12 protein-coding genes are annotated in these 15,185 nt (G+C 47.8%); 6 read left to right on the forward strand and 6 right to left on the reverse strand.

Annotated elements, in window-relative coordinates:
- Positions 1-145 precede the first annotated feature (145 nt).
- Positions 146-2,044, forward strand: a complete 1,899-nt coding sequence (locus ACU37H_RS09095) for a DUF8202 domain-containing protein (protein WP_472701841.1) — start codon at positions 146-148, stop codon at positions 2,042-2,044.
- 483 nt (positions 2,045-2,527) lie between these two features.
- Positions 2,528-4,417 (forward strand): DUF8202 domain-containing protein, encoded by a 1,890-nt coding sequence (locus ACU37H_RS09100; protein WP_472701840.1) that lies wholly within the window; start codon positions 2,528-2,530, stop codon positions 4,415-4,417.
- A gap of 223 nt (positions 4,418-4,640) precedes the next feature.
- On the opposite strand, the gene ACU37H_RS09105 is transcribed toward ACU37H_RS09100, so the two are convergent.
- The gene (locus tag ACU37H_RS09105) at positions 4,641-5,144 is read right to left on the reverse strand and encodes a DUF6702 family protein (RefSeq protein ID WP_472701839.1); all 504 of its coding nucleotides are present in this window, start codon (positions 5,142-5,144) and stop codon (positions 4,641-4,643) included.
- A gap of 96 nt (positions 5,145-5,240) precedes the next feature.
- Here ACU37H_RS09105 and ACU37H_RS09110 point away from each other — a divergent pair, with 96 nt between their 5' ends.
- From ACU37H_RS09110 to ACU37H_RS09120, 3 genes are all read left to right on the forward strand, one after another.
- On the forward strand, positions 5,241-5,816 hold the full coding sequence (locus ACU37H_RS09110) for a HupE/UreJ family protein (protein ID WP_472701838.1): 576 nt from the start codon (positions 5,241-5,243) through the stop codon (positions 5,814-5,816).
- 128 nt (positions 5,817-5,944) lie between these two features.
- The gene (locus ACU37H_RS09115; protein WP_472701837.1) at positions 5,945-8,314 is read left to right on the forward strand and encodes a M1 family metallopeptidase; all 2,370 of its coding nucleotides are present in this window, start codon (positions 5,945-5,947) and stop codon (positions 8,312-8,314) included.
- 56 nt (positions 8,315-8,370) lie between these two features.
- Complete coding sequence (locus ACU37H_RS09120) at positions 8,371-9,177, forward strand: phytanoyl-CoA dioxygenase family protein (protein WP_494407602.1); 807 nt, start codon at positions 8,371-8,373, stop codon at positions 9,175-9,177.
- A 9-nt stretch (positions 9,178-9,186) separates the two neighbouring features.
- Here the strand turns inward: ACU37H_RS09120 and ACU37H_RS09125 are convergent, their stop codons facing one another.
- Both ACU37H_RS09125 and ACU37H_RS09130 read right to left on the reverse strand, forming a co-directional pair.
- Positions 9,187-10,347 (reverse strand): DUF559 domain-containing protein, encoded by a 1,161-nt coding sequence (locus tag ACU37H_RS09125; protein WP_472701835.1) that lies wholly within the window; start codon positions 10,345-10,347, stop codon positions 9,187-9,189.
- A gap of 12 nt (positions 10,348-10,359) precedes the next feature.
- Positions 10,360-11,859, reverse strand: coding sequence for a RapZ C-terminal domain-containing protein (locus ACU37H_RS09130; RefSeq protein ID WP_472701834.1), 1,500 nt, complete (start codon positions 11,857-11,859; stop codon positions 10,360-10,362).
- A 574-nt stretch (positions 11,860-12,433) separates the two neighbouring features.
- Between ACU37H_RS09130 and ACU37H_RS09135 the strand changes: the two genes are divergently transcribed.
- A complete protein-coding gene (locus ACU37H_RS09135; RefSeq protein WP_472701833.1) occupies positions 12,434-12,946 on the forward strand; it encodes a gamma carbonic anhydrase family protein in 513 nt (170 codons plus the stop codon).
- Positions 12,947-12,948: 2 nt separating this feature from the next.
- On the opposite strand, the gene ACU37H_RS09140 is transcribed toward ACU37H_RS09135, so the two are convergent.
- Genes ACU37H_RS09140 through rsgA form a run of 3 tightly spaced genes read right to left on the reverse strand, consistent with a single transcriptional unit; the run spans position 12,949 to position 15,184 of the window.
- Entirely contained in the window at positions 12,949-13,161 is a 213-nt protein-coding gene (locus ACU37H_RS09140; protein ID WP_472701832.1) for a hypervirulence associated TUDOR domain-containing protein, read from the reverse strand.
- Positions 13,162-13,195: 34 nt separating this feature from the next.
- Positions 13,196-14,224: an isoaspartyl peptidase/L-asparaginase family protein gene (locus tag ACU37H_RS09145; RefSeq protein ID WP_472701831.1), complete on the reverse strand. Its 1,029-nt coding sequence runs from the start codon at positions 14,222-14,224 to the stop codon at positions 13,196-13,198.
- Between the two features lie 33 nt (positions 14,225-14,257).
- Positions 14,258-15,184: a ribosome small subunit-dependent GTPase A gene (gene rsgA, locus ACU37H_RS09150; protein ID WP_472701830.1), complete on the reverse strand. Its 927-nt coding sequence runs from the start codon at positions 15,182-15,184 to the stop codon at positions 14,258-14,260.
- Between the last annotated feature and the right edge of the window lies 1 nt (position 15,185).

Below are 15,185 nucleotides of genomic sequence, written 5' to 3' on the forward strand. Positions count from 1 at the left end.
TTACACCACTAAAAACACCCTTTTTTGCGAGGGCGCGCTATTGGCAATTCCACGATTTATCATAAGGTTTTATGTTAGCCGAAAGCTGTCTACCTGAAATAAAGCCCGCCTGTCCATCCCTTTTTAGTAAAAAAGTCTCTAACTTATGAAAAAACTAGTAATAGCCCTGCTGTTTTTCCCTGTTACATCATTTGCCCAGGTGCGCCCTGGTAACGTTGGTACCAACCTTCAACTTTGGCTTAAAGCTAATGACGGACCAACGTCATCGATCGACGGAGAATCGGTAAGTACATGGTCTGATCGATCGGGTGCCCGAACCAACGATCCCGTATCACGCTCAAGTGCTGCTTCACCTACTTACAGAAATCATGCTTCAGAAAATATTAATTATAACCCGGCAGTCGCCTTTGACGGCACTGATGACGGCCTCGATCTCGGAAATGATTTTATCTATTCGGCCGGCTCGGCGTCTGGTGAAAATGGGATGACCTGGTTGGCAGTGCTTCGGCCAGATGCCGCATCTACAAATAAAACGCGCCAATTTATATTTGATCTTGGTGAATACGCCCCAGCCGGTTACGGCATGCAATACGGGGCCAGCCATTATGGGATGTATACACCGGAACAGAACAACGATGACATTCCTCACTCTTTCGGTACAGCGCCCGTCATGACAAATTTTACTATTAATTTTGACCAGGCAAGCCAGACCTTTTCCGTGAACAGTGGAAACCCCTTGACTATAGGCGCTATAAGCGCTGCAAGTTTAACAGATTCCACCATTAATCAAAACGAAACCGACAGGCCCTTTCGTATCGGCCGCCAATCAAAAGCGACCGATCTGAATCAGGAAGGCGGTCGTCTTTTTGACGGCAGTATAGCCGAGTTGATTGGTTATAATAAAGTATTAACAGGGAGTGAGCTAAGAAGAGTCACATCTTACCTGGCATTAAAATACGGAATCACAAAAAGCAGCGCCGGGGGAGGCACCAATGGTGATTATTTTGCGTCTAATGACATCCCCGTTTGGGACGCAGACGATGGCAGCGCCTATCATAACCAGGTAATCGGTATCGCCCGCGATGCTAATAGTGGCCTGGTCCAAAAACAGTCCCATACTTTGGACGATACTACGCGCATTTACATCGGCAGCCTGGCAGCTACCAACGCAGCAAATACGGCCGGGGACTTTACAAGGGCCCGCTCTTATGTTTTAAGTGGAAATAACGGCGGAGCTATGATCGGCACCCAGGCAGCAGAGCAACCTTCGGGCATTGACAGCCGCATCGATCGTGAGTGGAAGGTGTCTAACGTGAATTATTCGGGCCGGTTTTCAATGGATTTTAAAATGAACCTTCAGAACACTCCTTCCTCGTTTTCAGCCTCTGACCTCCGGTTGCTCGTGGATGAAGATGGAGATTTCTCCAATGCAAGTATTCATCCAAACGGGTCTGATGGCATTACCATCAGCTATGATGATGCCAATAAAATCGTGACTGTATCTGGATTGGGTAGCGCGGTAATACCCGTTGGCGGATTCGCTCCGGCAACCAGATATATAACTATTGCATCTGCTTCCTCCAACACACCACTGCCTGATACGTTCCTGGATGTAGCCGCCTTCTTAAAATCCGGAACATTAACCGTAAACTGGACAACGGCCTGTGAAAACAACAATCAGTATTTTATTATAGAAGCTTCGAAAGACGCTAAACATTTCTTTAAAATCGGCGACGTGAAAAGCAAAGCTACCGAAGGCTGTGCTTCATCGCCCACCCGTTCTGACTTTACCACGGGTGTAGCCGGATCAGCCATGATGGGCATTACCTTGTTTGCAATCGCTTTGGGAGGCTTTCTCAAGGGCAGAAGACGCCTCGCTCTTCTTTGCAGTGCCTGCGCTATAGCAGCCACGTTTTACGCCTGCAACAAATCCGCCGATGCTTTGTCGGTTGCTGAAAATGAAGCGCTTTTTATAAGAATCGTACAAGTGGATAAAGACGGAAATAAAACTTACTCTAAAACTATAAAAGCGATTCTACAATAAGCTTTTGTGATACTCTTTAAAAATGCATTCCCGTCCGAAAGGACGCTCAGATAGCGAAAGGCCAATTACAAGAATAGCAGTAGCAGATCATAGTTTTTCATCTCAGATGAAAGCTATTGAGACGCTGCTGCTATAGGAGCCGGACCTGTTGCGCAGAATAAGTTGAAACAACGCGAAACACAACGCTATCACTGCATAGAGCACAACAACAGTGTTGTCTAAAACGACACCTGCACTTCCTTTTTGGGATATACGAGTTTGTTGCTCTGCCGTTTTCCGTTGTATAGAAAGTGAATAATGTTGACAAAATTCGTATATTTGAATAGTATAACCTATTTTATAACACAACGCTAAAAAACCTCTTAAGAAAGGCGATTATTGTAAACCAATAATACTTCAAGCTTTCTTGCTGCTCTAACCTAGTACAATCAGCCTGAAACAGACCCGCCTCTCCTATTTTTTAGCTGTAAAATTCCACAACTTATGAAAAGACTAGTAATGGCCTTATTATTATGTCCTGCTCTTTCTTATGCGCAGGTACTCCCCGGAGGCGTTGGCTCCCAAATTCAGCTTTGGCTGAAGGCCAATGACGGGCCAACATCATCCAACAACGGGGAACCGGTAACTGTATGGGAAGACCGGTCGGGCGTCAGAACCAATGATGCGGTATCTACCTCGGCTGAGACTTCCCCTGTCCACAGAAACAGTCCTTCAGAAAATATTAATTATAATCCCGCAGTCGGATTTGATGGCGTAAATGACGGCCTGAATTTTGGCGATGACCACATCTTTTCCCGCGGCGCTGCAGCCGGCCAAAATGGGATGACCTGGCTGGCAGTGCTCAAGCCGGATCCTGCACCTGCTACCAAACGACGTCAGTTTATATTTGATTTTGGTGAATATGGCCATTCCGGTTATGGAATGAAATACGGGTCAGAGATACATGCGATTTACACGCCGGGTCCTCAAAGAAGTCCCGATGCTACCCATTCCTTCGGCACCCAGCCTGTACTAACCAATTTCACCATCATGTTTGAACAAGGAACCCAGACCATGGCCATCAATAGTGGTGACCCTACTATAACACACCCTGTAACAGCGACAAGCCTGACGGAAACCAACATCACCGAATCATCCCCCTTCCGTGTTGGCCGGCAATCGAAAGAGGCTGCCCTGGCAAATGATGGCGGTCGTCTTTATGACGGCAGTATAGCCGAGCTAATTGGTTTTAGTACGGTTCTGACACCCGAAGAGCTTAACCGGGTAGAGTCGTACCTGGCAGTTAAATACGGTACGACACTGGATAATGTAGGAGGAGGCGTCAGTGGCGATTATGTCAACTCTAACAACGAGCTTGTCTGGGACGCAGACCAGGGCAGCGAATATCATAACCAGGTAATTGGTATAGCGCGAGATGATGCCAGTGGTCTGATGCAAAGGCAATCGCATACTCTGGACGATTCCACACGCATTTATATTGGTAACCTGGGGGCGGACAATGTCGCTAACACGGCTTCCTTCAGCAACCCTAATTCCTATGTATTAACCGGAAACAATGGTGAACCATTGATAGGCACCCGTAACACGGAGCGGCCTGCGGGCATCGACAGCCGCATCGATCGTGAGTGGAAGGTTTCAAATTTGAACTTTCCCGATACTTACTCCATGGATTTCGTGTTGAACCTCGACGACGTGCCATCCTCGTTCTCTACTTCTGACCTTCGGTTATTGGTGGATGAAGACGGTGATTTTTCTAATGCCACGGCTTATGCCGACGGTACGGACGGTATCAATATTAATTATGACGATGCTACTAAAACGGTGACGGTCTCAGGACTGAACAGCGCTTTGATCCCTGTTGGCCAAACAGCCCCCGAAACAAGATATCTTACCATCGCGTCCACCTCGGGCAATACACTGCTGCCGGTTACTTTTCTGGACTTGGCTGCGTTTCTAAAATCAGGCATGTTAACCGTAAACTGGACAACGGCCTGTGAAAACAACAATCAGTATTTTATTATAGAAGCTTCGAAAGACGCTAAACATTTCTTTAAAATCGGCGACGTGAAAAGCAAAGCTACCGAAGGCTGTGCTTCATCGCCCACCCGTTATGACTTTACCACGGGTGTAGCCGGATCAGCCATGATGGGCATTACCTTGTTTGCAATCGCTTTGGGAGGCTTTCTCAAGGGCAGAAGACGCCTCGCTCTTCTTTGCAGTGCCTGCGCTATAGCAGCTACGTTTTACGCCTGCAACAAATCCGCCGATGCTTTGTCGGTTGCTGAAAATGAAGCGCTTTTTATAAGAATCGTACAAGTGGATAAAGACGGAAATAAAACTTATTCTAAAACTATAAAAGCGATTCTACAATAAGCTTTTGTGATACTCTTTAAAAATGCATTCCCGTCCGAAAGGACGCTCAGATAGCGAGAGGCCAATTACAAGAATAGCAGTAGCAGATCATAGTTTTTCATCTCAGATGAAAGCTATTGAGACGCTGCTGCTGTTTTATAGGAGCCGGACCTGTCGCGCAGAATAAGCTGAAACAACGCGAAACACAACGCTATCACTGCATAGAGCACAATAACAGCGTTGTCTAGAACGATACCCGCACTTCCTTTTTGGGATATACGAGTTTGTTGCTCTGCCGTTTTCCGTTGTATAGAAAGTGAATAATGTTCACCTGGTCATCGAACAAATCGTACAAGACCGTCTTTTGAACGGCAATTTTATGCGGATCGAAAGAAGCCGCAGCAGCAACGGTATATACATAAACCGCTTCATGATCTATTTCCCAGCCGTACAACTGGAGCGGCAACTTTTTGCCGGCCGTGGTAATGCTCAGGTGGGTCGCTAAATATTTGCTGATCAGCTGTGTCATTTCAGGGCGAAGCTTTGGACTGGACAAATCGACCTTACGGCGATATAACTTGACCAGCACATTTTCAAAATCGTCTGTGAATATTTTGGTGCTGATCTCCACGCGTTTGGCGCGCGCATCGTATTCCATCTCTGTCGCACTTACGTGATAGGGATGTACATTTGATGCCAATAGCAACAAGTGAAGGAACCATTTATTGATCAATAATACCAGTGACATATTTTGCGAAAATACTATTATGACAAAATAGTAGCTTTATTCGTTGCGTGACGGATCCTTTTTCAACTTGTAAACATTTCAACCTGTCGACTTATCATGACCGATTTTAATTTTTATTTCATTGAGGGCTGGAAACATATTATCAGCAGCGATGCCCTGGATCACCAACTTTTTATTCTTGCGCTGGCGGTGGTGTATAGCTTCACCGACTGGAAAAAGGTACTGATCCTGGTGACTGCTTTTACCATCGGGCACTCATTGACACTGGCTTTAAGCGTATTGGACGTCATCAGAGTATCGTCCGACTGGGTGGAATTCCTCATCCCGGTTACCATCGCGCTTACCTGTTTGTGGAACATGATCAACGGCAAACCGGTGAAAAATGTCAATGCCAACTATTTCATGGCGCTGTTTTTCGGGTTGATTCACGGACTGGGCTTCGCTAACTCCATCCGGATGATGCTGGCGAGCGATCAGTCGCTGGGCTGGGGACTGTTTGGCTTCAATGTCGGTTTAGAAGCCGGTCAGATCGTGGTCGTGCTGATCATACTGCTGATCGGGAAATTATTGATCGATGTGGTTAAGATTCCTCAAAGAATTTATATTTTCGTGGTATCGCTGGCAGTATTTGCTTTTGCTGCGATGATGGCGATAGAGAGAATTCCGGGATAATCCGTTACTATTTTTTTAAGACTATCAGGTTGTACCAGGCCCGGACCGCTGTACTTTATTGAAAGGTGGCCGCAAGCGGCCGGTTCCTTTTTTTACTATTCTGAATTGAAAGAAATATAATAATACATATGTCAAAATTATCACTGTTGATTGCATGCTTAGGCATCACCGCTGTTTCCGTGGCGCAGGACATTCAAAACAATCCGACCAGTAACCACGGCAATAAGTTTGAGCAGTTGGCCACCATTCTGCCGACGCCCAATGAATACCGTACGGCAAGCGGTGCGCCCGGGCCCAAATACTGGCAACAACGCTGCGACTACAACATTCAGTGTCAGTTGGATGAAAAAAACAATGTACTGACCGGCTCAGAGACCCTGAATTATTTCAATAATTCTCCGGATGTGCTGACCTATATCTGGTTTCAGCTGGACGAGAATGAGCATAGCAATCTGAACAACGCTAATTACCAGAGCTCGTCAACCATGCCGCAGGGCCTTACTGACAACATGCTCGATAACCTGAAACAAGAGGCCAGCGGCCTGGATAACGGCAACGGCGTCAGGATCAAAAAACTGACAGACGCTAACGGAACTCCGTTGAAATATACCATCAACAAAACGATGATGCGGGTGGATCTGCCAACTCCCTTGAAACCCGGACAAAAATATATTCTGAAGATCGACTGGTCTTATCAGATCACCGACCGCATGACATTTGGCGGACGTGGCGGTTACGAACACTTCGAGGAGGATGGTAATAACTTATACACCATGGCCCAGTGGTATCCGCGCGTGTGCGTATACAGTGACTTCCAGGGCTGGCAGAATCACCAGTTTACCGGACGTGGTGAGTTTGCTTTAACCTTTGGGGATTTCGAAGTGGCGATGACCGTTCCGGCTGATCATATTGTAGGCGCCACCGGCGAATGTCAAAACTACGCACAGGTATTGAGCGCAGCCCAGATGAGCCGTTACAATGAGGCGAAGAACGCGAAAGAACCCGTTGAAATCGTAACCCTGGCCGAAGCGAAAGCCGCTGAAAAAAGCAAATCCACGAAAACAAAAACCTGGATTTTTAAAGCAGACAACGTGCGCGATTTTGCATGGACCTCATCAAGAAAGTTTGTCTGGGACGGTATGCCGCAGCTTATCAACGGAAAAAAGATCATGTGCATGAGCTTTTACGGCAAAGAGGCTTACGCGTTGTACAGGAAGTTTTCTACCCGCGCTGTAGCCCACACGATCAAAACCTATTCTGACTTCACTTTCCCTTACCCTTATCCTGTTGCTCAAAGTGTAGAGGCAGCCAACGGTATGGAATACCCCATGATCTGCTTCAACTATGGCAGAACGGAGAAAGACGGCACTTACAGCGAAAGCGTGAAGAACGGGATGCTGGGCGTAGTGATCCACGAAGTAGGTCACAACTTCTTCCCCATGATCGTGAACAGCGATGAGCGCCAGTGGACCTGGATGGACGAGGGGCTGAACAGCTTTGTAGAATACCTTACGGAAGAGTTGTGGGATAATAAATTCCCCACCAAAAAAGGATGGGCCGGCGCCATCGTTGATTATATGAAATTGCCTAAAGAGCAGCTGGAACCGGTGATGAGCAACTCTGAAAATATTATTGGTTTTGGCCCTAATGCCTACACCAAACCTGCTACAGCGTTGAACATCCTGCGCGAAACGATCATGGGACGTGAGTTGTTTGACTTCTCCTTTAAAGAATATGCCCGCCGCTGGGCTTTTAAACATCCGACACCGGCTGACCTTTTCCGCACAATGGAAGATGCAAGCGGTGAAGACCTGGATTGGTTCTGGAGAGGCTGGTTTTATGGTATACAGCCGGTTGATATCTCTCTGGATACAGTGAAGTATGCAAGGGCCGACCTGAACAGCGAACTTCCTAAGCCAAGAAAGATAGAAAGGAAAGTAGACGCCCCGGCTCAGAACCCTTACGACGATATTTCCAAGATCCGGAACAGGCAGGATAAAACGATTCATTTCTACACAGATGAACATCCTGAGGCAAGAGATTTTTACTGGAAATATGCGCGCAACCAGGTGAAGGTGGACACCACGAAATCCCTCACCATCGAAATGCCGATGACTATCACTGCGCTCACTCCAGAAGCAAAAGACAAATTTGCCAACAGCTATTTTTACGAGTTAAGCTTCAGTAACAAGGGGGGACTGGTGATGCCGATCATCATTGAATGGACCTTTAAAGATGGTTCAAAACAAACAGACCGCATTCCGGCCCAGATATGGAGATACAACGAGAACAAGGTGACGAAATTTTTTGTAAAAGATAAAGAAGTGGCATCTATCCAGTTGGACCCACTTCAGGAGACGGCGGACATCGACGTAACCAACAACAGCTGGGGAACGATAGCGGCACCGACCCGGTTCAAAGCGTTCTCTCAAAATAAAGAGGGCGGTCCCAGAAGAGGTCAAAGCGTTGGTAAAAATCCGATGCAAATGGCGAACTAGCGGATAAAGATCTACATTGAAAAGTTTATAGGTTGACAAGTTGAATCCCTTCAACAATGGATCAATCTATAAACTTTTTTCTTTTGTATACGGATAAAAAATTCAATAATCAACCGCCTCATGGAATAAAAATGGAACCCCTGCAAACATATAAATCACAAATTGATGAGCTGGGCTTTTCGGTACTACCGCCGATTTATGCAGCTGCTGAGATGGAAGAGATGATCGATCATATTGATCAGGCTGCAATGTCGGATAAAAACACTTTTCGAAAGTCGTCAGATCTGTTTGCAATCAGGCGGTTTCTGATAGAAGTGCCGCAGGTACAAGCCCTTGTTTTTAATGACCGCCTGAAGAAGATCATCAAAGCGCTTTTCGGAGCGGATCTTTTTGTTGTAAAAAGCATCTATTTTGATAAGCCGGAAACATCTAACTGGTACGTTTCTTATCACCAGGACCTGACCATCTCGGTAAATGAAAAAATAGAGACAAAAGGTTTCGGACCCTGGACCACCAGGCAAAACCAATTCGCGGTTCAACCTCCGATCAATATCTTAGAAAACAATTTCACGATCAGGATCCACCTGGATGATACGGACGAAAACAACGGGGCATTAAAGGTCATTCCTGGATCTCACCGGAAGGGGATCTACCGGCCGGAAACGATAGATTGGTCGGTGGAAACAGAAAACATCTGCGAGGTGCAAAGAGGAGGGGTGATGCTGATGAAACCATTGATATTGCACGGATCCAACCGGACGGTGAACCAACAGCGCCGCAGGGTCATTCATATCGAGTGCTCCAACGCGGAATTGCCGGGGGCGTTGAGATGGTCGGAAAGATTAGATTGGAACAACTGCTGAATAGCTGCCTTACTCAGGAAACATAGCCTCCGCGACGGCGACACTTTCAGGCTTGCCCACATCTACCCACCGGTCACTGCCATGTTCAAACCCCATAATCTTCTGCGTTTTGGCAAGATCCAGATACAGATCGATCAGGGAAAATTTACCACTCAACCGGATCAGGTCCAACACTTCATACTCAAAGACCACTACCGTGTCATACGCTTTCGCAACGGGATGCTGGCGGGGCACCGCAATGCGCTCTTCCCCCGTCGCGTTGTTGCGCCATCCGCAGAGCCGGTTGTTTTCATCAAACAACAGATTACGCGAGGTGCTCCTGTTACTAACGGTTAACGAAATGAGCGCCTGCTCCCGTTCATGAAACGCCAACAGCTGATTGATATCAAGGTCCGTCAATATATCCGCGTTGCAGGTAAGGAACCGCTGCCCGGGCTTAAACAAATGCCGGGCGTGGAGCAGGCCGCCGCCCGTTTCGAGGACTGCCTCCCGTTCGTCACTGATGGTCACGTTGCTCCCCCAGCCATTATTGTCGCGAATCGCTGTTTCGATCTGGTCTGCAAAATGATGCACATTGACGATAATATCCCGGATACCAAACTGCTGCAGGTACTCGATATTTCGCTGCAGCAACGGCTTCCCGTTTATTGGCGCCAGCGCCTTGGGATGCGCCTCTGTCCAGGGTTTGAAACGAGTACCCAGCCCGGCACAGAAGATGAGGCAAGACACACCCCCTGCCCCTAAAGGGGAGAGCTCTGCTGCCGTCTGGACTTCAAGTGAAGACTTCTCTGTATTTGTCATTATGTTATTCAGTATATATTTTTCAATTTCACCGATTACGTCTTCAAGTCGCTTCTCTACCGGAGTATTAGTAAATCGCAACACCTTTAAACCATCTGCTTCAAGCATTTTCTGTCGCATCAAATCATTTGCCTTAACATCCTCTCTTAAATGTACACTTCCATCTACTTCAATGACCAGCTTTAAAGCATGACAATAAAAATCGAGAATGTAAAGCGAATAAGGATGCTGTCTGCGAAACTTTACTCCGAAAGGTTTTGCTTTCAGGTAGCCCCAAAGTATTTGTTCTGCGTGAGTTTCCCGGTTACGCAATTCTCTGGCTCTTTGATACAACAGCCTGCTTGCTCCCGCATGCATTCTTTGTTTCATTGCTGTAATTATTCAATTAGTGAGACGTGCGCTGGTCTCCCCTTCAGGGGCCTGGGGGTGGGCGTTGTTCCAATTCTTCGCGTCCTGCACACAATGTTGCAGCTCGACCTTCACCTTGAATTTGTTCCGGAGGTGCCTGGCCAGGGCGTCGGCGGCGTAAACGCTGCGGTGCTGGCCGCCGGTGCAGCCGAAGCTGACGTATAAGCTGGTAAAACCGCGCTTGATGTAATCTTCCACACTGATGTCTACCACATCAAAAACACTATGCAGGAACACGGGCATCTTCGTTTGCTGCTCGAGATATTGAATCACTTCTTTATCACGCCCGGTCTGGCATTTCATACTTTCAACCCGTCCCGGGTTAAGTATGCCGCGACAGTCAAACACAAATCCGCCGCCGTTATCTTCATCCACGACAGGCAGGCCTTGTTTAAAAGAAAAGCTACAGATCTTTACGACTAAAGGCGTGTCTTCTGTCGCCTGTATAGGAGTGAACTGGGCTACAATCTCGTCGTCCACGCAAATGCGGAGTACTTTTTCGAATTCCGGCAATGCAATGCCCATGGGATGCGTTGCTACAAAAGCTCTCAAATTCTTCAGCGCCAGTGGTATGCTGGTGAGGAAGTGCGCTTTTCGCTCAAATAATCCCCGAAAGCCATAAGCGCCCAGCACCTGTAACAAACGGATCAGCACATACCCGTTGTACTGGCTGGAAAAACTGAGCCTGTTGAGAGGCTTGTCCAGCAAGGGTTCCAGGGCCATCATATAATCAGCCAGTAGTTGGTTCTTCCAGTCATCAGGCAATGCCGCACGCGCCTGCCATAGTAACGACGCTACATCGTATTGAGGCGCTCCGTTCATTCCGCCCTGGTAGTCTATAAAATGTACCGACCCATCCTTCATGACCTGTATATTCCGGCTCTGGAAATCGCGGAACATGAAGAACTTATGATCTGTATGCGTAAGGTAAGTGCTTAGTGCTTCGAAGTCATCGATCAGCTTTTGCTTGTCATATGGTTTACGAAGGGCATCCAGGAAATAGTACTTAAAATAGAGCAGATCCGCCATAATGGCTTGTTTGCCGAACTCACTGTTGGTAAGACATTTACTATAATCTAACCCTTTATGTCCTTCCACCTGCAGGCGGGCCAGCTCTTCGAGGCTTCGCTTATACAGGTTGTATACTTCAGGGGTATAGCCTTCCGCTTCAAGCCGGTTGATCAGCGACACATCGCCGAAGTCTTCCTGCAGATAATATTGGCGATCGTCGCTTATAGCGTATATACGAGCAGTGGGCAACTGCTTTTCTAAAAAATGTTCTGAAAAGTATAGAAAGGAGTTGTTCTCCGGTATATTGGCCCCGTAGGTTCCGATGACCGAACTGCCGTCGCGATCCCAGATCCTGAAATAGCGGCGCTCGCTGCCAGCTTGTTGTAGTACGTCGACCGAGGCGGGCTCTTTTCCGCTCCATTTTTTATATAATGCTTCGATAGCATCAATTTTTTCCTGCATCGGACAAATGTAATTAAATGTACGAATTGCAATGTAGGATCTATGGGTCAGGATTTACAAAATGTGTGTTAATATGGCAACCGAGGTTTGCAGATGTGCAGCCGGGTGCATAACATTTTTATCCCGGGCGCTGTTTAAACTTTTTTCATTCTGCGAAAGGGACGGAGCCGGATCATGTGTGCCAATAAGAGCGCTATTTCATGCCGGTCTTTGTGGCTTCAGCGGCCCCGCACTAATTCGTGGCGCTAGTAACGCTTTCTGATCCGATGATTTGCTTGGGGCTTGCGTATAGAAACGGTCAGACGGAGACCGTCAGACCGGGTTAGGTGGGATTTCTTCCCGTCCGTCCCGGCACGGGCGGGCGCTTCGGTTCGCTTTGAATGAGGATATTATTTTTAAATGTTCTGCTGAAAAATATTCAAAAGGTTAAACAACTTCCTACTCTGCGTGCTCTGCGAACAAATCTTTGCGCGCTTCGCGGTAAAAAATCACATAAAAAGAAAAAATGTTATGCACCCTGATAGCCGAAGTGACCTTTTGGCTGCTTTCGGTATCTTAGCCCAAACAATTCATCATGCCAGTAATATTACCTGTTGAAGGAAAAGAGCCGCAAATGGGGGCCGATTGTTTCATTGCACCCAATGCCACTATCGTTGGCGATGTGATCATGGGCGATCAGTGCAGCGTATGGTTCAACGCCGTGCTGCGCGGTGATGTGAATTCGATCCGGATGGGAAACAAGGTGAACGTCCAGGATGGCGCCTGTATTCATTGTACGTACCAGGGAGCGGCTACGGTCATCGGAAATAATGTATCCATCGGCCATAATGCCATCGTTCATGGCAGCACCCTTCATGATAATGTACTGGTCGGCATGGGGGCAATCGTTATGGACCATGCGGTGGTGAATAGCAACACTATCATTGCCGCCGGGGCGGTGGTACTGGAAAATACGATCTGCGAAGCTAACAGTATTTATGCAGGCGTGCCTGCGAAAAAAGTGAAAAGCATTTCTCCCGAACTGGTGAGCGGCCAGATTAACCGGATTGCTGATAATTACGTCAAATACAGCAGCTGGTTCAAATAGTACTATGTAACCTTTTTCAAGGCCTGCGCTTTGTGCACGGCCGTGCTGTCGCTTTTATCACTTTTAACTTCGTAATGCGGATCGTCTGCAGTAGCGCGATAGGTTTGACCCTTGAAGTCAAAGTCGCGTTTATGCACTTTAATGATCTTGCCTGACACGCTTCCCGACTGGTAATTCCAGCTAACGTGATCGCCTATTTTATATGTAGTAGCCATATGCGGCCCTACTGCAAATATTAATCCAGTCCCATCAGCGGTACATCAGCACTTCGATTTTTCCGTCGGCGGTGACCGCGCCGCGATACATCCCTTCTGTATTAAAAGGCATGTCCATCCGGCCGTTTTTATCCAGGATGATCAGGCCGCCGCTACCTCCCATTTTCGCAACTTTATCAAGTACGATTTTGCAAGCTTTATTGATCGACAAGCCCTGGTACTCAATAAGATCGCACACCGTTTTCGCTACCACGGTTCTCATGAAGAATTCGCCCCAGCCGGTGCAGGAGATGCCGGCTGTATTATTATCACAATAAATGCCTGAGCCGATGATGGGCGAATCCCCTACCCTTCCGTATTTTTTATTGGTCATGCCGCCGGTAGAAGTGCCGGCCGCCAGGTTACCGTCTTTGTCGAGCGCTACGCATCCGACGGTGCCAAACTTTTCATCCGCTTTTTTTGCTGCCTTCTTTTTGGGTGTTGGATCCGAATGATCCAATGCTGCCCGCGTGCTGTCGGCTGCCAGCGCCTTTTTCAATCCGTCCCACCGTGCCTCCGTCCGGAAGTAGGCCGGATCCACGATGGTCAGGCCTGACTCTTTGGCGAAACGCTCGGCGCCCTGGCCTATCATCATTACATGTTCTGATTGTTCCATAACGGCGCGCGCGGCACTAATGGGATTCCGGATAGTCGTGACACCGGCTACCGCACCCGCTTTCAAGGTCTTCCCTTCCATGATAGATGCATCCAGCTCGATGCGTCCGTCGTGTGTAAAAACGGCGCCTTTCCCGGCGTTGAACAAGGGGTTATCTTCCAGCACCCGGATGGTTGCCTCCACCGCATCGAGACTGGCGCCGCCTTTTTGAAGCACGCGGTAGCCCTCCTGCAAGGCCTGGGTCAACGCATCCGTGTAGGCTTTCTCCTTTTCGGGAGACATATTCTTCCGGAGAATGGTACCGGCACCGCCATGAACCACTAAAACGTATTTTTTGTTCTGGGCAATACTACTCATGGTGAGAAAGGTAAGCGCCGCGAAGAGCGTGTGTTTCAATAATGTTGACATAGCGGAACTAACGAATGGACTAAAAAATATCGGCTAATAAGTTTTATTTTCAATGCTATCCAGGATATTCACATAACTCACATACCGGTCTTCATAGATTTCCTGGTCGATGACTGCCTGCTTCACGGCACAGTCAGGTTCGTTAACATGCATGCAATTGTTGTATCGGCAATTATTGAGCCTTTCCCGCATTTCGGGGAAATAATGAGATAATTCTTCTTTTTCCAGGCCGGCCACCGCGAGCTCCCGTATGCCCGGGGTGTCGATGATCCTGCCGCCTTGCGGCAAGTCGTACATAGTAGCAAATGTGGTGGTATGCATACCCTTCCCGCTCCAACCACTTACATCCTGCGTTTTAATATCCTGGCCGGGCAACAGGTAGTTTACAAAAGTGGATTTGCCTACACCACTGTGGCCGCTCACCAATGTGGTCTTATCCTGCAGCAAACCTGCCAGTTCTTCCATTCCCACCTGGCCTTCAACACTAACCGCGTAGACACCGTAGCCGAGCGCCTGGTACATCTCTAAAAGCTCCTCCAGCCGCGCTACTTCTTTCTTTCGGTAAATATCGGTTTTATTGAAAATGATCTTAGCCGGCACATGATACATCTCGCAAACAACCAGGAAGCGGTCGATAAACCCCTGCGAGGTGCGCGGATCTTTGAGCGTAGCAATTAAAAGTGACTGATCAAGGTTGGCAGCAATAATATGCTGATGGTGTTTAACTCTCGGCGATTGCCGGTTGATATGATTCCTCCGGGGAAAAATTTCCGTGATCGTGGCAGTGGTTTCTACCTCGTTTTCCACTTCGATCTCGACTTCATCACCGACTGCAATCGGGTTGGTGCTGGTGATGTCATCCATCTTAAACACGCCCTTCATGCGCGCGTTGTGCACTTTGCCGGATTCGTCTTTAACGACATACCAGCTACCAGTGGATCTATATACAAGCGCTTTCAAA

The organism is Niabella sp. ZPM-14, from assembly GCF_055693045.2.